The organism is Arachnia sp. (genome assembly GCF_057238465.1).
On sequence record NZ_DBHHFZ010000002.1, the window covers coordinates 328,465 to 350,598 of the forward strand.

At 66.1% G+C, this 22,134-nt stretch carries 21 protein-coding genes; 8 read left to right on the forward strand and 13 right to left on the reverse strand.

Translation table 11 applies throughout. The features are described from left to right. Positions 1-20 precede the first annotated feature (20 nt). Together ACO6D6_RS03770 and ACO6D6_RS03775 are read right to left on the reverse strand one after the other, a co-directional pair. The gene (locus ACO6D6_RS03770) at positions 21-2,600 is read right to left on the reverse strand and encodes an AAA family ATPase (RefSeq protein ID WP_484783348.1); all 2,580 of its coding nucleotides are present in this window, start codon (positions 2,598-2,600) and stop codon (positions 21-23) included. Then, positions 2,597-3,712 carry a metallophosphoesterase family protein gene (locus tag ACO6D6_RS03775; protein WP_484783349.1) on the reverse strand — a complete coding sequence of 372 codons (1,116 nt, stop codon included), beginning with the start codon at positions 3,710-3,712 and terminating at the stop codon, positions 2,597-2,599. Before ACO6D6_RS03775 ends, ACO6D6_RS03770 begins: the two co-directional genes overlap by 4 nt. 104 nt (positions 3,713-3,816) lie before the next feature. Between ACO6D6_RS03775 and ACO6D6_RS03780 the strand changes: the two genes are divergently transcribed. Genes ACO6D6_RS03780 through ACO6D6_RS03795 form a run of 4 tightly spaced genes read left to right on the forward strand, consistent with a single transcriptional unit; the run spans position 3,817 to position 6,575 of the window. After that, positions 3,817-4,164 carry an ArsR/SmtB family transcription factor gene (locus tag ACO6D6_RS03780; RefSeq protein ID WP_484783351.1) on the forward strand — a complete coding sequence of 116 codons (348 nt, stop codon included), beginning with the start codon at positions 3,817-3,819 and terminating at the stop codon, positions 4,162-4,164. After that, the gene (locus ACO6D6_RS03785) at positions 4,164-5,369 is read left to right on the forward strand and encodes an MFS transporter (protein ID WP_484783353.1); all 1,206 of its coding nucleotides are present in this window, start codon (positions 4,164-4,166) and stop codon (positions 5,367-5,369) included. The genes ACO6D6_RS03780 and ACO6D6_RS03785 overlap by 1 nt, the downstream gene beginning before the upstream one ends. 33 nt (positions 5,370-5,402) lie before the next feature. Then, positions 5,403-6,206, forward strand: coding sequence for a class I SAM-dependent methyltransferase (locus ACO6D6_RS03790; protein ID WP_484783355.1), 804 nt, complete (start codon positions 5,403-5,405; stop codon positions 6,204-6,206). Positions 6,207-6,221: 15 nt separating this feature from the next. After that, positions 6,222-6,575: a cupin domain-containing protein gene (locus ACO6D6_RS03795; RefSeq protein WP_484783357.1), complete on the forward strand. Its 354-nt coding sequence runs from the start codon at positions 6,222-6,224 to the stop codon at positions 6,573-6,575. A gap of 7 nt (positions 6,576-6,582) precedes the next feature. Here ACO6D6_RS03795 and ACO6D6_RS03800 read toward each other — a convergent pair whose 3' ends face one another. Continuing rightward, complete coding sequence (locus tag ACO6D6_RS03800; protein ID WP_484783359.1) at positions 6,583-7,476, reverse strand: alpha/beta fold hydrolase; 894 nt, start codon at positions 7,474-7,476, stop codon at positions 6,583-6,585. 48 nt (positions 7,477-7,524) lie between these two features. Beyond that, a complete protein-coding gene (locus ACO6D6_RS03805) occupies positions 7,525-8,106 on the reverse strand; it encodes a TetR/AcrR family transcriptional regulator (RefSeq protein WP_484783360.1) in 582 nt (193 codons plus the stop codon). A 76-nt stretch (positions 8,107-8,182) separates the two neighbouring features. On the opposite strand from ACO6D6_RS03805, the gene ACO6D6_RS03810 reads away from it, so the two are divergent. Beyond that, positions 8,183-9,100: an ABC transporter ATP-binding protein gene (locus tag ACO6D6_RS03810; RefSeq protein ID WP_484783362.1), complete on the forward strand. Its 918-nt coding sequence runs from the start codon at positions 8,183-8,185 to the stop codon at positions 9,098-9,100. Then, complete coding sequence (locus tag ACO6D6_RS03815) at positions 9,097-10,674, forward strand: ABC transporter permease (RefSeq protein ID WP_484783364.1); 1,578 nt, start codon at positions 9,097-9,099, stop codon at positions 10,672-10,674. Before ACO6D6_RS03810 ends, ACO6D6_RS03815 begins: the two co-directional genes overlap by 4 nt. Positions 10,675-10,772: 98 nt before the next feature. Here ACO6D6_RS03815 and ACO6D6_RS03820 read toward each other — a convergent pair whose 3' ends face one another. Next, entirely contained in the window at positions 10,773-11,573 is an 801-nt protein-coding gene (locus ACO6D6_RS03820; protein WP_484783365.1) for a hypothetical protein, read from the reverse strand. Between the two features lie 210 nt (positions 11,574-11,783). Here ACO6D6_RS03820 and ACO6D6_RS03825 point away from each other — a divergent pair, with 210 nt between their 5' ends. Then, the gene (locus ACO6D6_RS03825) at positions 11,784-13,385 is read left to right on the forward strand and encodes an L-serine ammonia-lyase, iron-sulfur-dependent, subunit alpha (protein WP_484783366.1); all 1,602 of its coding nucleotides are present in this window, start codon (positions 11,784-11,786) and stop codon (positions 13,383-13,385) included. Between the two features lie 70 nt (positions 13,386-13,455). Then, positions 13,456-14,511, forward strand: a complete 1,056-nt coding sequence (locus tag ACO6D6_RS03830) for a YeiH family protein (protein ID WP_484783368.1) — start codon at positions 13,456-13,458, stop codon at positions 14,509-14,511. A 143-nt stretch (positions 14,512-14,654) separates the two neighbouring features. Here the strand turns inward: ACO6D6_RS03830 and ACO6D6_RS03835 are convergent, their stop codons facing one another. The 8 genes from ACO6D6_RS03835 to ACO6D6_RS03870 all read right to left on the reverse strand — a co-directional run bounded on the left by ACO6D6_RS03835 (position 14,655) and on the right by ACO6D6_RS03870 (position 22,081). Further along, positions 14,655-15,467 carry a class I SAM-dependent methyltransferase gene (locus tag ACO6D6_RS03835; RefSeq protein ID WP_484783369.1) on the reverse strand — a complete coding sequence of 271 codons (813 nt, stop codon included), beginning with the start codon at positions 15,465-15,467 and terminating at the stop codon, positions 14,655-14,657. A gap of 341 nt (positions 15,468-15,808) precedes the next feature. Then, complete coding sequence (locus ACO6D6_RS03840; RefSeq protein ID WP_484783371.1) at positions 15,809-17,293, reverse strand: type III secretion system chaperone family protein; 1,485 nt, start codon at positions 17,291-17,293, stop codon at positions 15,809-15,811. Positions 17,294-17,551: 258 nt separating this feature from the next. Then, positions 17,552-18,007 (reverse strand): GNAT family N-acetyltransferase, encoded by a 456-nt coding sequence (locus ACO6D6_RS03845; protein WP_484783373.1) that lies wholly within the window; start codon positions 18,005-18,007, stop codon positions 17,552-17,554. Between the two features lie 654 nt (positions 18,008-18,661). Beyond that, positions 18,662-18,865, reverse strand: coding sequence for a hypothetical protein (locus ACO6D6_RS03850; protein ID WP_164722952.1), 204 nt, complete (start codon positions 18,863-18,865; stop codon positions 18,662-18,664). Between the two features lie 409 nt (positions 18,866-19,274). Next, positions 19,275-19,811 carry a pyridoxamine 5'-phosphate oxidase family protein gene (locus tag ACO6D6_RS03855; protein ID WP_484783375.1) on the reverse strand — a complete coding sequence of 179 codons (537 nt, stop codon included), beginning with the start codon at positions 19,809-19,811 and terminating at the stop codon, positions 19,275-19,277. After that, positions 19,808-20,641 (reverse strand): SDR family NAD(P)-dependent oxidoreductase, encoded by an 834-nt coding sequence (locus ACO6D6_RS03860; RefSeq protein ID WP_484783377.1) that lies wholly within the window; start codon positions 20,639-20,641, stop codon positions 19,808-19,810. Before ACO6D6_RS03860 ends, ACO6D6_RS03855 begins: the two co-directional genes overlap by 4 nt. Beyond that, positions 20,541-20,750 (reverse strand): SDR family NAD(P)-dependent oxidoreductase, encoded by a 210-nt coding sequence (locus ACO6D6_RS03865; RefSeq protein ID WP_484783379.1) that lies wholly within the window; start codon positions 20,748-20,750, stop codon positions 20,541-20,543. Before ACO6D6_RS03865 ends, ACO6D6_RS03860 begins: the two co-directional genes overlap by 101 nt. A gap of 116 nt (positions 20,751-20,866) precedes the next feature. After that, positions 20,867-22,081: an FAD-dependent oxidoreductase gene (locus tag ACO6D6_RS03870; protein ID WP_484783380.1), complete on the reverse strand. Its 1,215-nt coding sequence runs from the start codon at positions 22,079-22,081 to the stop codon at positions 20,867-20,869. Positions 22,082-22,134: the final 53 nt, after the last annotated feature.

Below are 22,134 nucleotides of genomic sequence, written 5' to 3' on the forward strand. Positions count from 1 at the left end.
TATCGCCGCTCACCCTCCGGTCAGAGACGTATCACGTGCGCGCCCCCGATCTGGTCGAAACGTTCCGGCTGGCAGGTGAGGATGATCGTCTGGACATCTTCCCCGACCCGGTTCAGGACCGCCCCCAGGCGCGTCAGGCGGTCGGGGTCGGCGAACCCGAGGGCGTCATCGATGATCAGGGGCACTCCCTCACCGGGTTGGACGAGCTGCGCACAGGCCAACCGGCCGAGCAGGGAGAGCTGCTCGCGAGCCCCGCTGGACAACGACTGGAAGGGCACCGTCTCGCCGGCCAGGGTGCGGGAGGCGATGTTCAGTTCCGGTGTCACCTCGACCGCCAGATCCGGACCGAAGACGAGCCGCCCCAGGGCCTCGATGCGTTCCCGGAACGGGGCGACGTAGCGCAGCTGGGCCTCGGCACGGTGACGGTTCAGTGTCTTTCTGAGCAGGCTCACCGCATCAGCCGCGCGCTGCCGGGAGGCCTGACGCGCCTGAGCCTGTTCCAGCCGGGCACGGGCCTCGGACAGCCTGTCGTAGGTGCCCCCGGCGAGCCGGTCGTCGAGCAGCGTGGAGAGCCTGGTCAGTTCCTCATCCAGGTCCCCGTTCTCCTTCATCAACCGGGTCACCACCGCGCGGGCGTTCCTGAGGCGGGCATCCAGGCCGGCGGCATCAGCGAGCTCCAGTTCCTTGTCCACGGCGTCCTTTTCGATGACGCACTTCTCGAAGGCGGCGGTGGTCTCGGTCACGGCCGCCCCTATCTTTTCGTCCGGGGTGTCGGCCCGAGCCGCCTCGAGCCTGGTCGAGGCGTCATCCCCGCGGGCCTTGAGGTTGCGCAGCTCGGTTTCCTCGCGGATCAGGTCCTCGCGAGCCTGCTGCTGGGTGGCCCGTGCGGATTCCAGCGCCACGCGCGCGGCCGCGGTCCGGACCGCGGCCGCCTCGACGGTCGCGGTGATCCCGGAGCGTTCCTCCTCCACGCCGGCCAGTTCCCCGGCGGCCACGTCCCCCACGGATTCGTCCAGCGCCTCGGCGCGGGCCCGCAGCTCGGTGTCGTTCTCGCCCCTGAGGATCATCCGGATGGCCTCGTTGGCGGCTTCCCGTTCCCGCCCGGCCCGGTTGTGCTCCTCCGCCATCGCCCGGGCCGAGGCGATATCCGGGACGCCTTGGCTGGCCAGCGCCTCGGCCAGGGCGTTCTCGGCCTCGCGGGCCCTGCGTTCCACATCGTCGGTCCCGTCGCCGGGAGAAACCGTGATCCTCGCGTGGCCGGGAATCTCGACGACGAGCGGGGCCTTGACCGGGATCGGGCCGTGGGTTCCGGGTTCGAGGGTTTCTCCGTCCAGGAGGGTCTTGTCCGCCACCTCGATGGCGACCCGGGCGGCCCTGGTCTCCCAGGTCTCCCGGGTGATCCGTGCGGTGACCTCGAGTTTCTCCAACATGCGGCAGGCATCGTCGTCGACGGTGTTGGCGTTCAGCACCGTCACCGCATCATGCAGCCGCCGTTCTGCTTCCGCGAGGCGTTCCAGTCGTTCCTTCAGGGCCTCGAGCTCCGCCACGTCACGGGCCTGCCGGATACGGTTGTCGATCTCACGCAGTTGGGCCCGGAGGGTTCCTTCCTCCTCCTCCGCGTTCCGGGTCTCCTCGGCGCGGGCCGCCAGGGTGTCCTGGGCGCGGCTCGCGCGTTGTCGTGTCTGCTCGATCCCGGTCAGGGTCTCCGCCAAGTTGGCGTCGAGTTCTCCCACCAGCGCCTTGGCGTCCTCCCGGTCACGGGCCAGCCGCTCCGCGGTTTCCCTGGCCGCGGTGGCCTCCGCGACCTGTTTGGCCGCCCGGTCCGCGCGCTGGCGGAGTTCGTCGAGGGCCCTGCTCGACTCGACGAGTTCCGCCTCCTGTTCCCGCGCCTGTTCAAGGCGTTTTCCCTTGGCGTCGCGGGCGGCGATGGCCTCTCCGTGTCTCTCGGTCAAGGAGTCGATCTCCCGACTCACCTTCTCAAGGGCGCGCACCTGCTCGGCCAGGGCCTCCGATTCCTTCTGCCCACGGGCCAGATCCCCGGTCGGTTTTCCCGTCTGCGTGAAGTACCGCAGGTATTCCTTCTCGACGGCCTCCAGGAGGGCATCGTGTTCCCCGGTCGAGGGGCCGGCGCCGTCCAGTGCCCTGCGGAGCGCGGGCAGCCGGGCCAGGCTGGCCTGTCCCAAGGAGTTGCCCTGCAGCACCTCCAAGGCCTCGAAGAGCCCCTCATCCGTGGTCTCCGCGAGGACCTGGAGGAAGCGTTCGTGCGCATCATCCCCGCTCAGCCTCTCGGGGTTCGGGGCCGTGATGTTCAGCTCGGTCCTCTTCCCCCTGAGCCACTGCTTGCAGTAGGTGAGGCGGTATTCACCGGTGCTGAGCTCCACCTCCACCTCTGGGCCGACATCCCGTCCCACCGGCTGGGTGTCACGCACCTCCTTCCGGAGCGTGGTGGCCTTGTGGATGCGAAGGTGTCGCAGCGCCTCGACGAGGGTGGACTTTCCCACCTCGTTTCGACCCTCGATCACGGTGACCCCGTCGAAGAACTCCAGGGTGCGTTCCGTGGTGCCGCGGTAGTTGCGCAGGGTGATCCGGTGAATCCTCATGCCAGGCCTCCTGAAAGCCGGTAGAGCAGGGACAGGGCGTCCCTCGCGGTGGCGCTCTCGGCGCCCAGCCCGACCAGCTCCTGCAGGGCATCGGAGGCGAAGCCGGTCAGTCCCAGATCCGCGAAGTCGTGATCGTCGGGGAGAACCACGAGATCGGTGTGGCGTTTCCACGTGTCGAGCCTGGCGAACAGGGGCCCCAGTTCGGTGAGTTCCGCATCGAGTCGCGCGGATTCCGTGACCGACAGGGTGCCTCGCAGTTTCAGCCAGACCGCGGTGCGTTCCTTGTTGGGCAGTTCCTGCAGGCGGGCGATCAACCGGTTCACGTCAACGCTGGATGAGAGGTCCTCCTCCAGCACGGTGAAGCTCCAGCGACCGGTCCGGATCGCCTCCACCTGTGGGGAAGCACCGGAGATCTCCACGAGCAGGACGTTGCCGGGGGCGGTCTCGCGGCGGGCGGTCACCTCCGGGGTGCCCGGGTACCAGATACCTGGAGCCACCTCGGTGAGGGAATGCCTGTCCCCCAGAACGGCGAAGTGAATCAGGCCCTCGCGGATCCTCGCCGCCAGGGCCGCATCGTCAATGGTGGCCAGCGATTCCCGGTCAGGGTTCAGGCTGGCCACCGCGCCGTGCCCCACCAGGATCCGGGTCACGCCCTCGGCAGGGGGCGCCAGGTCGGCACAGGCCGCGGCCAAGAGATCGGTCTCCGGGTGTTTCGAGAACCAGGGTGCCGCCACCACCTCGACCCCGGGCACCGGCTCGATGGGTTCCGAGTTCTCCGCGACGAGGACGTGGGAGGGGCACCTGTCCACGAACGCCCGCGACCGGTAGATGGAGGACGCATCCAGGGGGTCGTGGTTGCCGGGGACCAGCAGCACCGGGACCGGGCAGGCGCGCAGGGCCTCGAAGGCCCGGAGCAGGATCGAGCGGTCGAGCTGATTCGACTCGAACACGTCACCGCCGACCACCACGAAACCGGCGTCACGCCGCTCGGCGATCCGGCCGATCTCGCCCACTGCGTCGAGCCGGGCCTGATGGAACCGCGCTCGGGCGTCGTCATCCAGGAAATGGGCGGTCATTCCCAGTTGCCAGTCTGCGGTTGCGATGAACCTCATGGTCTTCCCTTCGTCGCATCTCAGGTATATCAGCCGCCACCGACAAAACTCGCAGGCTCCGGGACACCCTTGACCCACACATCCGCACATGTAATTATCTGCACATGAATGCAGATAAGCCCGCCCTTGGTTCCCCCGACCCGGAGTACATCGACCTCGCCGTTGCGGTCTTCTCGATGCTGGCCGAGCCGACGAGGGTGCGCATCATCCTGGCGCTGCGGGATCGTGAACTCTCCGTGGGGCAGATCGCCGAGGCCGTCGACAAGGCTCCCGCCGCCGTTTCCCAGCATCTCGCCAAGCTGCGGCTGGCCCGCATGGTCGCCCGCCGCCAGGAGGGACAGTACATCTTCTACAGCCTCACCAACGAGCACGCCCGCCAGCTGGTGGCCGACGCCCTGCTCCAGGCCGAACACGCAGTGGACGAGCACCCGGCGCACCACGGAAGGCCGTGATGCTGACCGCGCTGCGCAATCGCACCTATGCGCGGTTGTTCGCCGCGCAGGTGCTGGCCCTGGTCGGGACGGGACTGCTGACGGTTGCCCTCGGCCTGCTGGCCGTGGATGTCGCGGGGAACGAGGCCGGAATCGTCATGGGCACCGCGCTGACGATCCGCATCATCGCATTCGTGACGATCTCGCCGGTGATGTCCGCCCTGGTGAACCGGCTGCCACGGGTCACGGTGCTTGTCGGCTCCGATGCGGTGCGTGCAACCATGGCGCTGTGCCTGCCGTTCGTCACGGAGCCCTGGCAGATCTACCTGCTGGTCTTCGGCCTGCAGGCCGCCTCCGCCACCTTCACACCCGCCTTCCAGGCCACCATTCCGCAGGTCCTGCCGGACGAGGACGAGTACACGGCGGCGTTGTCGCTGTCGCGGCTGGCCTACGACCTGGAGTCGCTGCTCTCCCCCGCCCTGGCGGCCATCCTGCTGACCGTGATGAGTTACCACAACCTGTTCGCGGGCACCGTGTTCGGTTTCCTGGCCTCGATCGCGCTGGTGCTCTGGGCGCGCCCGCCCGCCCCGGCGCCCGACACCCAGTCGCCCTTCCTGGACCGGCTGACCCGCGGGGTCCGCATCTTCCTGCGCACCCCGGACCTGCGTGCCCTGCTCGTGCTCAACCTGGTGGTTGCCTGCGGCACAGCGATGGTCCTGGTCAACACCGCGGTTCTGGTGAAGACCCGGCTGGGTGGCGACGACTCCGGGGTGGCATGGCTGCTGGCCTCCTACGGCGCCGGGTCGATGCTGGTTGCGCTGGGCCTGCCCCGGGCCCTCAAACGGCTTCGGGACCTTTCCGTGATGAGGGGCGGGGCCGTTCTGCTTCCCGTGGGCCTGGTGCTGGCCGCCGCCGCCATCCACATGCCACCGGGTCCGGTCCACTGGGTGGTCCTGGGTCTCGTCTGGTTCCTGCTGGGAACCGCCACGTCGCTGATCGCGACGCCTTCGTCACGCCTGCTCCGCCGCTCGGCCGGGATGAAGGACCAGCCGGCCGTGTTCGCGGCGCAGTTCTCCTTGAGTCACGCCTGTTATCTGGTCGCCTACCCGGCCGCCGGTTGGCTGGGAGCGTGGCTGAGCCTGCCCGCGATCTCGCTCCTGCTGGCCGCGGTGGCCGCCGCGGCGGTCACGGCCTCATGGCCGCTGGCCCGCTCCCGAACCGTCTAGGAATCGATTTTTGGCAATGCTAATCTTGCGCAAGTGAACACAGGTCCTGAATCGCTTCCCTTCGCAAATCGGCCAACCGAGACGGCTCCGGGGCACTGGGTGCTGGCTCGCGCGGGCAAACGGGTACTGCGACCCGGGGGGTTGGGTCTGACCCGCGCCATGCTCGGGCGCTGTTCCCTCGGTGACAAGGACGTGGTCGAGTTGGCCCCCGGGCTCGGGCGCACCGCGAAGGAAATCCTCGCAGCGGCCCCCAAGTCGTACACGGGCGTTGACAGCGACCCAACGGCAGCGGCGCGCGTCAACGAGGTGGTGGGACCGGCGGGCGGTTCCTGCCGCCAGGGAGATGCCGCGAAAACCGGGCTCGACGACGCCTGCGCGGACGCAGTGATCGGCGAGGCCATGCTCACGATGCAGAGTCCGCGAGGCAAGGCGGAGATCGTCGCCGAGGCGGTCCGAATCCTGCGGCCCGGCGGTATTTATGCGATCCACGAGCTGGGATTGGCGCCGGACGACATCGACCCGGAGATCGGCTCGGAGATCTCGAAGGCCCTCGCCAGATCCATCCACGTCAACGCCCGGCCCATGACCCTGGCTCAGTGGAGCGAGTTGCTGACCGACCACGGATTGGTCGTCGAGTGGACCAGCACCGCCCCGATGGCCCTGTTGAAGCTGGGCCGCAACATCGCGGACGAGGGAGTCACCGGGGTGTTGCGCATGGCGAAGAACCTGATCGCCCAGCCCGACCTGCGTCGCAGGGTCATGTCGATGCGGCGGACCTTCACCAAATATGAATCATCAATGCGCGGGGTCGCGCTGACGGCCCGCAAGCCCCTCTGAACCCGGAAGGAAAACATGACCACCAATCCCGTCCTGAGTTACGTCCATGGCATGGCCCCCATGATCGAGATCAACGAGGCCGCAACCGTTTCCCGCACCATCATGAAGGCGGAGACCTGCCGCGCGGTGTTGTTCTCCTTCGACAAGGACCAGGCCCTGAGCGAACACACCGCTGCGATGCCCGCCGTGGTCCAGGTACTCGAGGGCCGGCTACGAATCGACGCCGACGGGCAGAGCGTTGAGCTCGTCCCCGGGGACATCCTGCACTTCGGTACCCGCCTCCCCCACGCCGTCTTCGCCCTGGAACCCAGCAAGATGCTGCTGCTGATGCTCGACCCCAACGAGAAGGGCGGCAAGAAGGAGGAGTGACCTCCGGTCAGAAAAGCCCTCGCTCCTGTTCCTCACCCGGCGTCTCACCGGAGAAGAACAGGAGCGAGTCGGTGAAACCCGAGATCACCGAGGCGAACGCCCTGGGCTGTTCGACCCACGGGTAGTGTCCGCAGTCATCGATCGCCACGAATTCGCCCCGGGCAAAAACATCGGACAATGCATGCACCGTTGAGCAGCCGACCAGGGCGTCCTTTTCCCCCGCGATGGCCAGGACGGGAACCTCGATCTGGCCGAGCCGGTCGAGCAGATCGCCGGGGGGCTCGGCCTCAAGGTAGGCCAGGGCCGCCTCCAGTCGGCATTCCCCGACCTTGGAGTGGGCCTGCTCCGTCTCCCCCCAGTGGGCGTAACCCGCCGGGGCGATCGCCCGTTGCCACTGGTTGAACGTCGGTTCGTCGTGATAGCCCCTGGGACCGGTGACGAACTGCCACGCTCCGCTGAAGGCCTCTTCCTTCATGCGTCGCGCCGCGATCTCCGGTCTGTCGGAGACGGTGCGAACCAGCCAGTCGACGGCCGGGGTGATCAGCACGAGGCCCTTGACCCGCGAGGGGTTCTGCTGGAGGTACCGGATGGCGACCCGGGCCCCCGCCGAGTGGGCCAGCACCAGCTTGGGTCCGCCCCCGAGCGCCTGATCCAGCAGGGCGATGTCCTCGGCCTGCCCCACCCAGGTGGCGCGCCCGGGTTCCTGCGCGACGGGAGATTTCCCCACTCCCCGCAGGTGCGGCAGGACCAGCCGGTTGCTCCCACCGAGCCCGGCTAGGTCGCCCAGGTAGGCGGGATGGCGGGCGGGCCCACCGGCCAGCACGATCACCGGCTCGGCATCGGCCGGGCCGACCTCGTCGAACCACAGTCCGGTCCCGTCAGCACCTCTGTAAAAGGTCATGGCGCAACCCTATGTCCTTTCTCAAAGGCCCCGGGGCGGCCGCACCCCTCAGTTCTCCCGGAACACCCGACCCAGGGCGGACAGCCCGCGGTCCATGCATTCCTCCAAGGAACTCGACGCCCCGTCCTGCTGCCAGCTCAAGATGGCGGACAGCATCCCGTTCACCAGCGCCGCCACTATGAATCGCGCCTCCATCTCGTCGTAACGCCCTCCCGTCACGACGGCCTCGACCACCCGTTCCGAGAGTTTCGTCAGGTACAACCCGACGGCCACCCGGATGCCCTCGTGCGACGCCCACAGCTTCGTCCTGGCCAGGGTGATGTCGCGGTCGTGGTGGAAGTGTTCCTCGATAACGCCACCAATGCCCTTGTTGAGAGCATCCAGGATCGTCGCTCCGGATTCGAGCTCCGCCAGTATCGTCCCGAAGACCGCATCGTCGTACTCGTCCCGGAACACGAGCCCTTCCTTGGTTCCGAAGTAGCGGTAGATGCTCGACTGCGACACATCGGCGGCTTCGGCCACCTGTTCGACCGTGACGTTGTCGAAGCCCTTCTCCTCGAACAAGGCGAAAGCCGTGTGCTGGATGTGCCGCATGGCGGCCTGTTTCTTGCGCTGTCTGAGTCCTGCCACCGCGGCCCCTTCCCCGTTCTGGTCCACGATCCTGCCACAGGTCGGCACCGCGACTGAGGAGGTGTACCATCACCATATGCGACAGTTACTTTCAATTGAAACTGACTTTCCCATCGTGTTGGAGAATGCGACCAAGCGTTTCGGCAGCGTCCAGGCGCTCGCAGGCCTCGACCTGAGGGTCCGGCGCGGCACCGTGCACGGTTTCCTCGGGCCGAACGGCGCGGGAAAGTCGACCACGATCCGGGCCCTTCTGGGTCAGATCCGCCTGAACGGCGGCAGGGCCGCGGTGTTCGGGGCCGACCCCTGGCGCGCCGCCCCGCTGATCCACGAGCACATCGCCTACGTTCCCGGCGACACCGTCCTGTGGCCCGGGCTCACGGGCGGCGAGTGCATCGACCTGATGGGGCGTCTCCAGGGCAGCCAGGACCGGAGCCGACGCGACCAGCTGATCGAACGCTTCGAGCTCGATCCCCGGCGCCGGGTCGGTGGTTATTCCAAGGGCAACAGGCAGAAGGTGGCCCTGATCTCGGCTCTGGCGACCCGGGCCTCCCTGCTGCTGCTGGACGAGCCGACCTCCGGCCTGGACCCGGTGATGGAACGCCGTTTCGTGGAAACGATCCGGGAGATCGCCGCCGAGGGTCGCACGATCCTGTTGAGCAGCCACATCATGAGCGAGGTGGAATTGCTCTGTCACGAGGTGACGATCATCCGGGCCGGGCGCGCCATCGTCACCGATTCCCTCGACAATCTCAGAAACCATGCCCACGTGCGCATCGGGGCGCGGCTCGATCGCCCGTTGCCCGACGGAATCCTCCCGGAGGGAACGGTGCATGCGACGAACGACGACCCGCTGCGGCTGGATCTCTCGGTGCCGTCCGATGACGTGATGCCGGTCGTCTCGGCGCTCGTGTCATCGGCTCCCCGTGGGTTGACCATAACCCCTGCGAACCTGGACGACCTGTTCTGGCAGCGCTACGAGGGGAGCCTTGGATGAGGGCCGGGTCGGGGGTGTGGGCCCTGTTCAGGATGCAGTGGCGCACCGCATGGCTCTGGTTGCTCCTGTCCCCCACCCTGCTGGCGGCCCTGGTCGTCGCCATCGCTTCCGGGGTGAAGGATCTGTACGGCGAGGAGACCGAGCGGACGATCTATGCAGCGACCATGGGGGCCTCTCCCGCTCAGATCACCATGAACGGCCGTGGTTACGACCTTGACGTTCTGGGCGGTATCACCGCTTATGAGGTCGGTTTCATGGGGCAGTTGCTCCTTCCCCTGGTCGGTGTGCTGCTGGCCGTCCGCCTCACCCGCACCCCCGAGTCCACCGGCGTGCTGGAGCTGCTGACCTCCACCCGCATCCACAGGACCGCGGTGCCGGCCGCGGCGTTCGTGACCCTGATCATCTCGTGGACGGTGTTCGATTTCGTCAGCTGGGCCGGTTTGGTGATGCTGGACTACCCGGTGACGGGTAGTGGTGAATATTCACTCGCCATGACCAGTTTTGGTCTGGCCTGGTCCGGAGTGGGTTTGCTGACCGCCCAGGTGGCCAGCACACCGCGGGCCGCGAATGGCCTGGGTCTGCTGCTGGCCCTTGCCGGCTACCTGACCAGGATGATCGTGGACTCGCAGGACTGGTCCGGTGTCTGGGTCTCCCCGATGAGCTGGGTGGTCGAGGTCCGTCCCTGGGACGACCTGCGCTGGCCGCCTCTGCTCTCGCTGTTGCTGCTGGCCACGGGAAGTGCGGCCGTCGCCGCGCTGGGAGCGGCCAATCGCGACCTCGGCTCCGGGCTGCTTCCCGCCCGGCTCGGCCGCCCCGGGGCGGGGCGTCTGCTGTCCCGGCCTGCCGGGCTCGCCTGGCGTTCCACACGCGGGGCGGTGCTGGGCTGGCTGCTGGGATCGGTGATCTGGGTCGCGCTTCTGGGATTGATGACCGACGACTTCGCCAGCACGATCGCGGCGAATCCCGGCCTGCTCGCGGCCTTCGGTGGGAAAGCGGACGACCTGGCCCCGCAGATCGGTCTGCTGCTCGCCTCGGTCCTGGCCGCCGCCGCAGGGCTCTCGGTGGCCCTGAGGTTCGCCTCGGAGGAGTCCCGGGCCCGTTTCGGGTTGCTGCTGTCCGGCAGGACCAGCCGGTGGGGTTGGTGGCTCGGGTGGCATGCTCTGGCGTTGTTCGTCACCGCCGTGGTGCTGCTGCTCTCCGCCGCCACGCTCGGGCTTTGTCAGTGGTGGGTGACGGGCGATTCCGCGGCGCTGAGTGACGACCTGGCCGCAGGTTCCGCCTTCCTTGCCCCTGCACTCGCCATGGTGGGGTTCGGTTCCCTGCTCATCGGAGTGGCTCCAAAATCGGGTTTCCTGTCCTGGGGGTTTCCCATCTGGGCATTGGTCGTCGGGATGCTCGCGGAGATTTTGCAGTTGCCCGGTTGGGCACGACGGTTCTCCCCCCTCGATTGGGTCGGTCAGCTCCCGGGTGATGAGGCAGATGGTCTCGCGGTGCTGCTGCTCGCCACGGGCGCCGCGGTCGCGGTCCTGGCCGGAGGGTGCGTGCTCGACCGCCGTGATCTGCTGCGTGGTTGAACGGCCGGTTCACCCGGGCACGCTGAAATCCACCCGCGAGAAGCGGCTGGGAGAGCGTCGTCTTCGCTCGGGTGAGCCTTCCCGACGGCGGGCGTCGGTCAGTAGCCGTTCTGCCCGTAGCCTCCCTGCTGTCCTCCAAAACCTCCCGGCTGTCTCCCGTAGCCGCCCTGGGGGCCGTAGCCTCCCTGGCCGTGTCCGCCCTGGGGTGTTCCATATCCGTCCGGGACCTGCTGCCCCGGCATCCCCTGCCCCTGGTATCCCTGCTGTCCCCCCTGATGCTGGTACGGACCGCCGGGTCCCCCGAAACCGGGGTGGGCACTGGCTCCGCGATTGGCGTTCACCATCTGGATCACGTGGATGGTGGCCAGCACCATGACGGCGATGGAACTGATCAGCAACAGGATCAGGCCCCACCCCATGTTCGCCCGGACCAACCCGTAGTACTGCCCGTTTCCCTTGCCGACGTTTGCCATGGCACTGAAAACCATGATCAGGTTGATCAGCCCCAGGATCCCCGCCGGGGCCATCGACCAGGACAGTCGTTTCATGGCCGGCAGGAACCCGGACAGACCGGCCAGGACCACGATGGCGACGCTGAGCAGGAGGGCAACCACCCCGAGGCCACCCCACGCCCTGGTATCCACACCGCTTGCAGTGGCTTCGACCCCGAAGGTTTTGGCTGTCGCCCATGGCCCCACCGAACCGATGAGCGACAACACACCGGCCCCGATGGTCAGGATCGCGAACAACGGGACCCCGGATCCGGGAGGCTGGATGCTTCCCGGCGTCCCGTGGGCCGGGGTCTGGAATCCGGAATGCTGCCGTTGTTCCCATCCACCTTGGGGCTGGTTCGGGCCGTATCCCTGTGGGGGTGTCTGGTATGGAGGCTGAGAGGACATCGCGGGCCTTTCATCACGTCTGTTGTCAGGGATCACTCTGCACCTTTTGCGTCGACCCGCCAACCCCTTCCCTGAAACCATCCGGTTCACGGCGCAGCTCCGCTCCGGACACCTCACCGCCCCATCCCATTCGCCGGGACACCGGTGTGGGGTGGCGCGGTTTTCCCCGGTTTTCTGGCTCTGAGCGTCTCCAAGTGGAACAATTGAGTGATGCAATCGCTCTCGGTATCAGCGACGAGACCGGCCTCGTCGGTTTCCCCACGCCCGCTCTCCGTGGTCGATCTGTTCCGCGTGGGCATCGGCCCCTCCTCCTCCCACACGGTTGGCCCGATGCGCGCCGGGGTGGCCTTCGCCTCGGAACTGGCGGGCTCGCCGCGGGCGAACGAGGTCAGACACATCACCGTCAACCTGTTCGGTTCCCTGGGGGCGACGGGTCGCGGTCACAGCACCGACCGGGCGGTCCTGCTGGGGCTCGGAGGCCACGCCCCCGAGTCCGTCTCGATTCCCGAGGTCGAATCCCTGCTGCCTGCCCTTGCCTCCTCGGGTCGGCTACCCGTCGCGGGGATCGGACAGGTGCCGTTCGACATGGCCAAGGACATGCGTTTCGTCCCGAGAACGGTGCTGCCGTATCACGTCAACGCCTTGACGATCACCGCCTGCGACGCCGCTGGTGGGACGTTGCTGCGCCGCACCTATTACTCGATCGGCGGCGGGTTCGTCATGGAACAGACCAACGACGACCCCCAGGCCCCGGAGGTGCGTCCCCTGGACCAGCCTGTCGGGGACGACGGGGATGATGCCGAGGCCGTGCTTCCCCATCCGTTCGGCAAGGCCATGGAGTTGCTGAGCGCCTGCGACAGGTCCGGCCTGTCGATCGCCCAGCTGGTCTACGAGAACGAGGTCGCCGTGCGACCCGAGGAAGAGGTGGATGCCTATCTGGATCTCGTGGCGAACACGATGTTCGACTGCATCGACGCGGGACTCCAGGAACACGGGATCCTGCCCGGTGGTCTCAATGTGCTGCGCCGCGCCGGAATCCTGGCGAAACGGCTTCGTGAACGCGAGACCTGCCAGCCTCGCGAACTCCCGGACTCCATGGAATGGGCCGCCACCTACGCGGATCCGATGCGGGCAATGGACTGGGTGAATCTCTACGCCCTGGCGGTCAACGAGGAGAACGCGGCCGGCCACCGCGTGGTCACCGCCCCGACGAACGGCGCGGCCGGCGTGATTCCCGCCGTCCTGGGGTTCCTTATCTGCTACTGCCCGGATGCGGGAGTGCCCTTCGGAATGTTCACTCCTCTCGACCAGGATGGCCGTTTCCCCTTCCGTCTCTCCCCCGAGGACCGGGAGGGAAACAGTGCGAAAAGACGCCAGGCGGTGCATCGTTTCCTGTTGGCGGCCGCCGCCGTCGGTTCCCTCATCAAGATGAACGCCTCCATCGCGGGGGCGGAGGTCGGCTGCCAGGGTGAGGTCGGTTCGGCCTCGGCCATGGCGGCCGCGGGTCTCGCGCAGGCCCTGGGCGGCACGCCCCGCCAGGTGGAGAACGCGGCGGAGATCGCCATGGAGCATTCGCTGGGACTCACCTGCGACCCGGTCGCCGGGCTGGTGCAGATTCCCTGCATCGAACGAAACGCCATCGCCGCCAGCAAGGCCATCAACGCGGCCCGCATGGCCATGTGGGGGGATGGCCGCCACACCGTGAGCCTGGATGTCGTGATCGAGACGATGCGCCAGACCGGCAAGGACATGCTCTCGAAGTACAAGGAGACCTCGGAGGGCGGACTGGCCGTCAACGTCGTGGAGTGCTGAAACGCGCCCTCCGGGCCATCTCCAGCGGCCGGGAGGGCGAAAATGTGGTCCTGGGTGGATGATAGGGCTCATGACGCCTGCACGATCCGACTCCCCCGCGACGAAGAGCCCGGTTTCTTCCCGGGTTGGGAGGGTGCTCCCCGGGTGTGTGTTGTGCCTGGCCGCTGCCGGAATCGGCTACGGGGTCAACCTGTTCCTGCCCGGTGTCAGCGCGTTGATCATCGCGATCGTGCTGGGGGTGCTCCTGACCAATGTCGTCCGCCTGCCGGATGCCCTCTCCCCCGGCATTGATTTCTCGGCGAAGAAGCTGCTGCGCGCGGGAATCATCCTTCTCGGGCTCAAGTTGTCGCTGACCAGCATCATCGACCTGGGTGTGCCGATGCTGCTGGTGGTCGCGTGCATAGTCACGGGCGGAATGCTGGGAACGGTTCTGTTGGGAAGGCTGTTGCGGGTTCCCCCGGGTCTCTCCTTGTTGATCGCCTGTGGTTTCTCCATCTGCGGGGCCGCCGCTGTGGCTGGGGCCGCCGGGGTCACCGACCCGGACGACGAGGCCGAGGAGGACACCATCACGGCGGTGGCGCTGGTGGTGATCTTCGGAACCCTGATGATTCCCCTCGTGCCGCTCGTGGCGGGCCTGCTCGGCCTGGATGTCGTGACCGCCGGGAAGTGGGCGGGCGGCTCCACCCACGAGATCGCCCAGGTGGTGGCGATCGGGGGTGTGATCGGCGGTGGGGCGCTGGCCGTCGCGGTCGTCGTCAAACTCGCTCGTGTGCTGTTGCTGGCGCCCGTGATCGCGGTCCTGAGTTTCCGGCAGCGCCGACTTCAACGATCGGAGGTGCCCGGGCGGCGGGCGTCGCGCACGAAACTTCCCCCGATCGTGCCGCCTTTCATCCTCGGATTCCTGGCGATGGTGCTGCTGCGTTCCTTCGTGGCGTTGCCTGGGACGGCGCTGGGCGCCGGTGAGACGTTGCAGGTCCTGCTGCTGGCGGCCGCCATGTTCGGTCTGGGATGCGGGGTGAGGGTCAGGAACCTCCTGAAGGTCGGCCTGCGGCCCTTTGTCCTGGCGGCCGCATCGACGCTGCTGGTCGCGGTGATCGCCCACACCGGGGTCGCGCTGACCGGCTGAGACCAAGGGTCAGGTCAATCCCCTACGCGTTTTCCCGCCACGTGGGAGACGGGTCGCAGCAACGACCTGTCCTTCCTGTGTTCGCCGATCACCTGTTGTTCCCTCGTCAAGGCCTTTCCGCCCCGGCCCGCAGCCCGGGGATCTCAGCTTTTCCTGCCCAGGAGTTTGAGATGCACGATGATCGTGCGGCGTTTGCGGTCGGCCACCATCATTGCGATGCGTGATCCGATCTTGAGTCTTCTCCTGACACCGGGCTCCATGTCCTTGAAGAAAGGACGTTGTTCGAGCAGTTCCGCACCGCATGCGCGGGCGAATGCCTCCGGGTCGTTGATGTAGAAGTTCATCGGGGCGGTGGTGTTCCCGGTCTTCTCGACGTATCTGTTGGCGTACCTCACACCCACCTCGTCCGTGGCATCGAACACCAGTTCACTGCCCAGCAGGGATTCCCCGAGTTTCCGGGCGAGACCGATGACGTCGTCCTCGCGGAAGTACTGGAACACACCCGAGGCCATGAACAGCGTCGGGATCGATGAATCGATGCGTGGAAGCCAGTCGAGGGAGAGGACATCGCAACCGATCAGGACCTCGCCGGGGCCTTTGGGAATCACCTTCTCCCTGGCCTCGATGACCTCGGGCAGGTCGATCTCGTAGAACCTCGCGCCGCAATCCGCCAGCCGGAAGGCGGCTGTCTCCAGCCCGGCCCCGAGGTTGACGACGTTGCATTCCCCATTTCTTCCGGCGAATTCCCTGACGATCCGATCCAAATTGCGGTACCGCGCCACCGAGGCCAGGTACATGTACTCCGAGGACGATCTCCGGATGCCCTCGTCGGGAACAAAGTTTTCGAGCGACAGCGCCTTCTCGTCGTAGAAATACTCCGGGAATCTCCTGGACACGTGGATCCGCGCGACCAGCGGAATGAACAGCGTGTCGGCAACACCTTGCAGATCGCGCATCACGCACTCCTCTTCGTCCACCCCATGGTAGGAACAAACGTCTCGCCTGTCGATACCCGCTCAAGACCGGACTCCCCGACCCCTCCCGCACGTGAGCTTCACGGCATCTGCCAGGACACCGAGGTCATGAGGTGGAGTTATGCCCGAACGCTTGAGCATCGAGGGCCTGCGGTATGCCCGGGCGGTCGCCGAGACGGGATCCTTCAGCGCAGCTGCGAGCCGAGAAGCAGGCGCGTCGGCGTGTCCCCTCTGAGCAATTCCACGCCGATGGCGACAATCTGCAGCACCGTCACGACCCTTCCATCCTTGGTTGAGGCATGCCCGCTCTCCCGGGCGGCGCGTCACCTGTCGGCATCAATGTCAATGCCGTCGAACAATTCAAGTTCCGCGCGGAGGAAATCGTCGATGCTCTCCACCTCATCAGCGGCTGTGGCCAGCATGTCGGCAATCTGGTCCTTGGTCGCCCCCGCACCCATGCACCACGAGGCGCGGGCGATGACGTCATCCAGGAAATCATGGAACTCCGTGGAGCTGGAATCGGCGGCACTCGGCCGGTTTTCCTCCCCGGTGGCTGCCGCCTCACCCACGCGACCGGTCAAGCCGCTGTGCAGCGTCAGCGCATGATTTTCCACATTCCACTCGTTGAGTGTCAGCGGTCCTGAAATGTCATGGGCGTTCCAGTCCACGCCGTCCCACCGAGAGGTCACGACGAGTTCCGTACCCTCCACCGCGACCATCATCTCCTGTCCGTTGTCCCCGATCGAAAGCACGGCGGCCCCGTTCTTCTCGGTGAAGTCGTAGTCGTCACTCAGCGCATCCAGGACGAGCGGGAAGGTGATCCGGGGAAGGCCGGACGCGGCGGAATCGGCGTTTCCCGCCCCGAACAGGCGCAGCATCTCGTCCTCCAGATCCTGGATTTCCCGGATCCCGTGGTCGTGTTGATGCCCGCCCTCAGGAACCGCCGGTCCCCCGGTCACCCCCGAGAACGGCTCGTCGCCGTCCTGTTCCCGGCTCTCCGTCCTGAGCACTTCGAGCACGGCCTGGCCGAGAGCGGCTTCCTGGGTTCCCTGGATCCCCGGGTGGTCGAGGGTTTTCTCCATCATGGCGGCGAAAACATCGTTGATGCCGGTTGACACCGGATCCAGGTCGGCTGCCCTGGCGATCTCGGTTGCCTGCGACAGGAGCGTCACCGCCTGTTCCATGTCGGTGCCGGCGACCGCACGCGCCTGTTCGACCAGCTGGGCCACGACATCCTCGGGCTGCCCGTCGAGCTCGGCGAGGATCTCCTCCGCGGGGTCCGGGATCCGGATCCCGGCTTGCTGGGCCAGGGCGTCGAATCGCGTCTGCGGGAATGTTTCCTCCAAGAACCGCTCGAAGAACCCGCATCCGTCAATGGCGTCACGAAGGAAGTGTTCGAGCTGGTCATCGGTCAGCCCGACCTCCACCGGCAGCCTCATGGCCCCGCACAGACGCGCCATGTCCTCCTGCGGCGAGACGATGATGCCGGCGGTCACCGTGCTGTCGTTCACATTCCACGAGTCGGCCACAACGCACAACGTCTCTTCCAAATGGCTCGAGGCGTTGGACATCCACTGGATGGAGACGTTCAGCATCCCTGCGAAGACGAAGAAGGAGATGACGCTGTTGTCGGTCAGGATCAAGAGGGAACCGTCCGGCCGGTCACTCGCCTTCACACCGATGTCGGCCAACGCTCGTTTGATGCGGGGCACCGTCACCTTCGTCGGCCTGAGGGCGCCCTTCGAGGAGGTACGGGTTACGGTCGGCCCGGTGTTCTTGGATGCGGTCTTCTTCTTGCGAGGGGACATGGAAACTCCTGTCATCAGTGAGCGGACCTTGTGAATCGGCACGGGTCGGGGTCGGAACGTGCGACGACGTCCGGGCCCCACATCCTCCACCGTAGCGATCTGCCTTGAGAGTCATTCGGGTACGACACACCCCGCCCTCGCCAAGTGGGAGCACTCGACACCGAGCAGCAGCCCACCCCGGCAAGCTGATCCACATCGCGACATCGGCCCACGATTGCCGAACACACGCGCATCAAAGCTTGTCGGTTTGCCACCAGATCAAAGCCTGATGGCATATTGCAGCACTTTTGTTTCGCCGTCAAAAGGAGTTTTCCTGTAGAAAGCTATCACATCTTCGTTGTCATCTTGTTCGGTGTCGACAAAGATCTCGTGAAAATTATTATTCCTCGCATGGTCCATCAAATGACCTATCAGGCTTTTCCCCACCCCTTGGCCTTGAAAGCTTTTCTTCACCCCCAGGTCATGAACATAAACACTGGGCCTCGCCACTTCATAACCAGGAAGAACGTAGGCCGTCAATCCGCCGACCACTTCGTTTCCGGCCTTGGCAACCACGACCAACAGGTTGTCATCCTTCAACAGGCGCAGGAGATACTCCTCATCGGGGTGATCATGATCACCCCAGTCAAATACGTCCCGGAAAACATCGAGCAAATTTTTGAATTCTTCAATGTCCGCGTCGATGAGTTTGATGTCGAATTCTCGTGCACGCATTTTGCTCTCTCCCGGAGTTGGGTCGCTGTTTTCTTGCCTCAAAGCGGCGCCCGCCGCTCAGCCCGCGCGGCATTCAGGTCTTCGCCGCTCCAGGGTTGCTCCTTGTCGTGGAAAGCATAGGGGACGGTCCTGCCAGCGGAGTGGGTGGGGTGGATCACGTTTCGTTTCCGTTCTTGCGGAGCTACGTAGAGAGTTTGACAACTTTGGCTCGGCGCACGAACCGTGTGTTCTCGCGGGTCGCGAGGGGTTTACCGGACATCGAAGCGATCGCCGGAACCCTGTGTTGTGGACTCCCGGGGCCAGTCTGTCCACTCCGTGAGATGGCTCAAACTTTTCTGACGGACAACCGAAGCCGACCAACTGGTCGCTGCCTACGAGGCCGGCGCGACCCTGCGCGGGCTGGCCAAGTAGTTCCATATCCACCGCCTGACGGCGGCTGCCCATCTCGCACGCCGCGGCGTTCCCATTCGCCGCGCGGGTCTGGACTCTGCACAGACCAAGGAAGCCGCCCGGCTGTACCAAGCTGGTTGGCCCTCGTGCAGCTGGGCCGCCGGTTCGAGGTGGACGCGCAGACCGTGCATCGAACCATCGCACGTCAGGAAGTGTCGATCCGGCCATGTGGACGACCACGCCGGCATGATAAAAAGAGGCAGTTCAGCAGCGTGAGTTGGTGGAGACCCGCACCCGGTCCTTCGGACGCACCGCCTGGGCCATCATCTGCTCACGCATGACCGCTCGCACGAGACGGAACAGGCTGACGGGACCGTTGAGAACGAACTTGAAAGCGTTCCAGAGGCCCCACAGCACGACCAAGTGCAGCCACTCGGGCGGCCCCACGGTCGGATCAGGATCGTGCACACGTTGGCGGTGCGAGGTAGGGGACGCTGACGAGCATCGCCGGGATGCCCCACTGCAGCCCTCGCCGGGGTCCGTCTGGTCACGGCCCACCGGTTGCTCTCCAGATCGGTTTGTGCGGCTCGGTGCGTTGGTTTTTGTTAGGGCTGACGTGGGTGCTCGGGTTCCTGCCGGGTCGGTCATACGACAACAAAGCCAATCTGGTGTGTCGGTCTGGCACCAAGCGGAGGGGTCGGGCTGTGGAACGCCATAATTCAGCGGCCCTGGCTCCACATCCCAACCACAGCATCCGGAGATGCCGGGACAAGGGAATCCCGGCTATGAGCGCTCTTACGGAGAGACGAGCCGACTGTGGCTCTCCGAAATCGGAAATGGCGATCTCGTCTTGCCTTAGGACTGGCCGGAGTAGCTGTCACAGCTTCGTAGTGCCGCTTTCGCTGGCCGGCTTCTCATCGGTGAGCAGGCCCTTGAGCAGGTCAACGGCCAGAGCCGGTTTGGAGGGCGCATTCCAGTACTGGGCCGTCTCACCATGAACGACGAGCACGACTTTGGAGGTGTTCTGGGGGGTCTCATCCTTGTCGGACCAGGCTTGGGTCCCGATGCCCCACAGTTGTTCGAGTTTGTCCCTATCGTGGAGGATTTCACCTGTGCCTGCCACGGAGGCAAAGGCCATGTCGTGGCTGAAGCCGAGGTTCACCTCGGCACGGTCGGCCTCGCGGGCCGCGTCCCCGTCGCCGGGGACGATGAAGTAGATGTCCCCCTCCTCTGTGACCTCTTGGACGGTCAGCGGACGCGAGATCATGGTGCCCTCCGCGGTGCGGGTGGTGAGCATGGCAAAGCGGGACCTTTTGACAAGGTCGATGACTGTCTGTCGATGGCCGTCCTCTCGTCGAGTGTGGTGGCTGGTGTTTGTGATGTCATCGGGGTGGTCGGCCTGAGTTTCGGTCACGCCTCGTTGTTGCGAGCGGCCGCGCGCCGGCCCCAGTGGGTGAGTCTCTGCACGACAGGTGGCACGCTAAGCTGCGATCCCTTGACTGGCACCGCATTTCCCGTCGCCCTGGGCAGAAACCTGTTGGCGATCCCCATCGCCCGGGTCGTGGTGCCCGGCATCAGGCCGCGCACCCGATACGCCATCCACGCCAGCGGAGTGACAGTCACCAAGGGCTTCCCCGCCAAGACACCATCGACCATGCGCCGAGCGGCCCGCGTGGAGTCAGCCGAGATCAGAGGCGCTGAGGCTGCCACGCTAAACCAATTGTGTTCGGCAGCGGCGTCACCAGTAAAGGCGGCCTGGTCGTGGGAACCGGTACGCATGAGTCCGGGAACGACGCTCGTCGCCGTCACGCCAGTGCCCACCAACTCAGCGGCCAGCCCGTCAATGAAGCCCAGGGCTGCGAACTTGGCTGTGGAGTATGGCAGCAGATGGGGCGGGCTCACGACGCCACCCACGGAGGCGACCACGCCGATGCGTCCACGACGACGCTCCCGCATCGACGGAAGAACGCTCCACGCCATGTTGATGGGCCCCTTGGCCATGATGTCGAGCGCTTGATCGAAATGCTCCAATGCTACGTCTGCGGCAGGCCCCACCTGAATGATGCCGGCCACGTGAATCGCCACCTCGATGGGGCCGTAGCCATTCGAAATCTCGTCGACCACGCGCTGCACGCCCTCGCGGTCAGTGATGTCCATGACATGGATGGATACACGTTCCTCGAACTCGGACGCTGCACGCTGCACGCTGCACGCTGCACGCTGCACGTTGCAGAGCAGCCTCATCACGAGCGCACAAAGCTACGTGATGGACACGCCGATGAAGCTGGCGAGCAATCTCCAGTCCGAGGCCACGCGAACCGCCAGCAACAAGAGCAACGGGCACGACGGTCATCAGGGGTTCCCTCGCTGTTCTGCCATGACTTTCAGGACGGTCCTCATGTTGCCGTCATCAAGACCTAACTTGATCCATCGTCCCCACACCTGTGTCCCGGGCGCGCACCTTCTGGCTCAACCTCGCCGCACGATTGCTGCGGCGGCCTTGAGGCCGGAGGCCGCTGCGCCGTCCAACGACGCATTACCGAACTGGTCCCCGCACACCAGCGCGCGCCCACGGCGCTCGATGCCGGCGGTCGACCTGTGCCGCCCGGGAGCCACGGCTGGGACGGTCTCGGCCAGATCATGGCGGGCGACCAGGCGCCAAGCGGCCGTGTCGGTCTGGTAGATGTGGGCGAGCTGCGAGCGCACGGCTCCCTCGTCGACCTCGGGAGGGTCGCTGCCGGGAGCGTCTGCCAGAGTCAGCGCGGCCACCAGATGCTGACCGGCGGGGGCATACTCGGGTGCCAGGTTGCTGACCACCGTAGTGGTGGCCACCTGGGCCTCACCTGAGCCATCCAGGTGGATGGCCGCGGTGTCACTTGGAGATTTAGTCGTAGCGAACCAGAAGGTGCACGTGGCATTCACCTCAGGGACGGGGCCTCCGGCGAGCTGAGCTGTCGCTGTGGGGCCCGCCGCCACGACCACGTGACGCCCGGCAAACTCACCTGCGCTGGTGGCGAGGGTTCCTGTCTCTAGATCGACGTGCTCGACAGTCGTACCCAATCTCACGTCAAGACCCTCGGCCATCAGCCGCGGCAGGGTGCGCATCCCACCGCTGGGGAGGCCCGGGGTCCCGACTGCGAACATCGCGAGCAGCCAGGACACGAATCGCGCCGAGGTGGACTGATCACGCTCGCACAGGACGCCTGCCAGGAAGGGGTCAATCACCTGCCGCCGCAGGGGCCCGGTGAAACCGCTGGAGTCAAAGTTCTCGCCGCGTGGCCTGTCCCGGACCACCGACCGCGCCACGGCTGCCAGCAGGGCGAAGTCTCCCGGACGGACCAGCCCTGACGCCAGAGCGGCAGGCAGACGGCCGGGGCGGCGACTTGGGTCATTCAGTTCCACCAACCTGTCGCCGGTGCGCACCCGCACCTGTCGCGGGAAGGAACGCAGACCGAGCCGGCCCATCGGGACCACCTTGCGCAGATTGGGGTAGGCAGGGTTCAGGACCTGGAATCCACGGTCCACAACGAAGCCGTCCACGTCGTCGCTGGTGACTCGACCTCCTACCCGTTCGGCTGCCTCCAACAGCACGACATCCAGCCCGAGGCGGGCCAACTCACGGGCGCAGGACAAGCCAGCGACGCCGGCACCCACCACCACCACATCATGTGCGCTCTCGGGCATCAGTCCTCATCCTGTCCTGTCGCTCGTTTTCTTCATGATAGTGGCCCTCGATG

Bases quoted from the DNA above. Each gene is read 5' to 3' on its own strand.
- ACO6D6_RS03770 (WP_484783348.1), bottom strand. From the start codon at position 2,600: ATGAGGATTCACCGGATCACCCTGCGCAACTACCGCGGCACCACGGAA.
- ACO6D6_RS03775 (WP_484783349.1), bottom strand. From the start codon at position 3,712: ATGAGGTTCATCGCAACCGCAGACTGGCAACTGGGAATGACCGCCCAT.
- ACO6D6_RS03780 (WP_484783351.1), top strand. From the start codon at position 3,817: ATGAATGCAGATAAGCCCGCCCTTGGTTCCCCCGACCCGGAGTACATC.
- ACO6D6_RS03785 (WP_484783353.1), top strand. From the start codon at position 4,164: ATGCTGACCGCGCTGCGCAATCGCACCTATGCGCGGTTGTTCGCCGCG.
- ACO6D6_RS03795 (WP_484783357.1), top strand. From the start codon at position 6,222: ATGACCACCAATCCCGTCCTGAGTTACGTCCATGGCATGGCCCCCATG.
- ACO6D6_RS03800 (WP_484783359.1), bottom strand. From the start codon at position 7,476: ATGACCTTTTACAGAGGTGCTGACGGGACCGGACTGTGGTTCGACGAG.
- ACO6D6_RS03810 (WP_484783362.1), top strand. From the start codon at position 8,183: ATGCGACAGTTACTTTCAATTGAAACTGACTTTCCCATCGTGTTGGAG.
- ACO6D6_RS03815 (WP_484783364.1), top strand. From the start codon at position 9,097: ATGAGGGCCGGGTCGGGGGTGTGGGCCCTGTTCAGGATGCAGTGGCGC.
- ACO6D6_RS03820 (WP_484783365.1), bottom strand. From the start codon at position 11,573: ATGTCCTCTCAGCCTCCATACCAGACACCCCCACAGGGATACGGCCCG.
- ACO6D6_RS03825 (WP_484783366.1), top strand. From the start codon at position 11,784: ATGCAATCGCTCTCGGTATCAGCGACGAGACCGGCCTCGTCGGTTTCC.
- ACO6D6_RS03830 (WP_484783368.1), top strand. From the start codon at position 13,456: ATGACGCCTGCACGATCCGACTCCCCCGCGACGAAGAGCCCGGTTTCT.
- ACO6D6_RS03835 (WP_484783369.1), bottom strand. From the start codon at position 15,467: ATGCGCGATCTGCAAGGTGTTGCCGACACGCTGTTCATTCCGCTGGTC.
- ACO6D6_RS03840 (WP_484783371.1), bottom strand. From the start codon at position 17,293: ATGTCCCCTCGCAAGAAGAAGACCGCATCCAAGAACACCGGGCCGACC.
- ACO6D6_RS03845 (WP_484783373.1), bottom strand. From the start codon at position 18,007: ATGCGTGCACGAGAATTCGACATCAAACTCATCGACGCGGACATTGAA.
- ACO6D6_RS03860 (WP_484783377.1), bottom strand. From the start codon at position 20,641: ATGAGGCTGCTCTGCAACGTGCAGCGTGCAGCGTGCAGCGTGCAGCGT.
- ACO6D6_RS03865 (WP_484783379.1), bottom strand. From the start codon at position 20,750: ATGACCGTCGTGCCCGTTGCTCTTGTTGCTGGCGGTTCGCGTGGCCTC.
- ACO6D6_RS03870 (WP_484783380.1), bottom strand. From the start codon at position 22,081: ATGCCCGAGAGCGCACATGATGTGGTGGTGGTGGGTGCCGGCGTCGCT.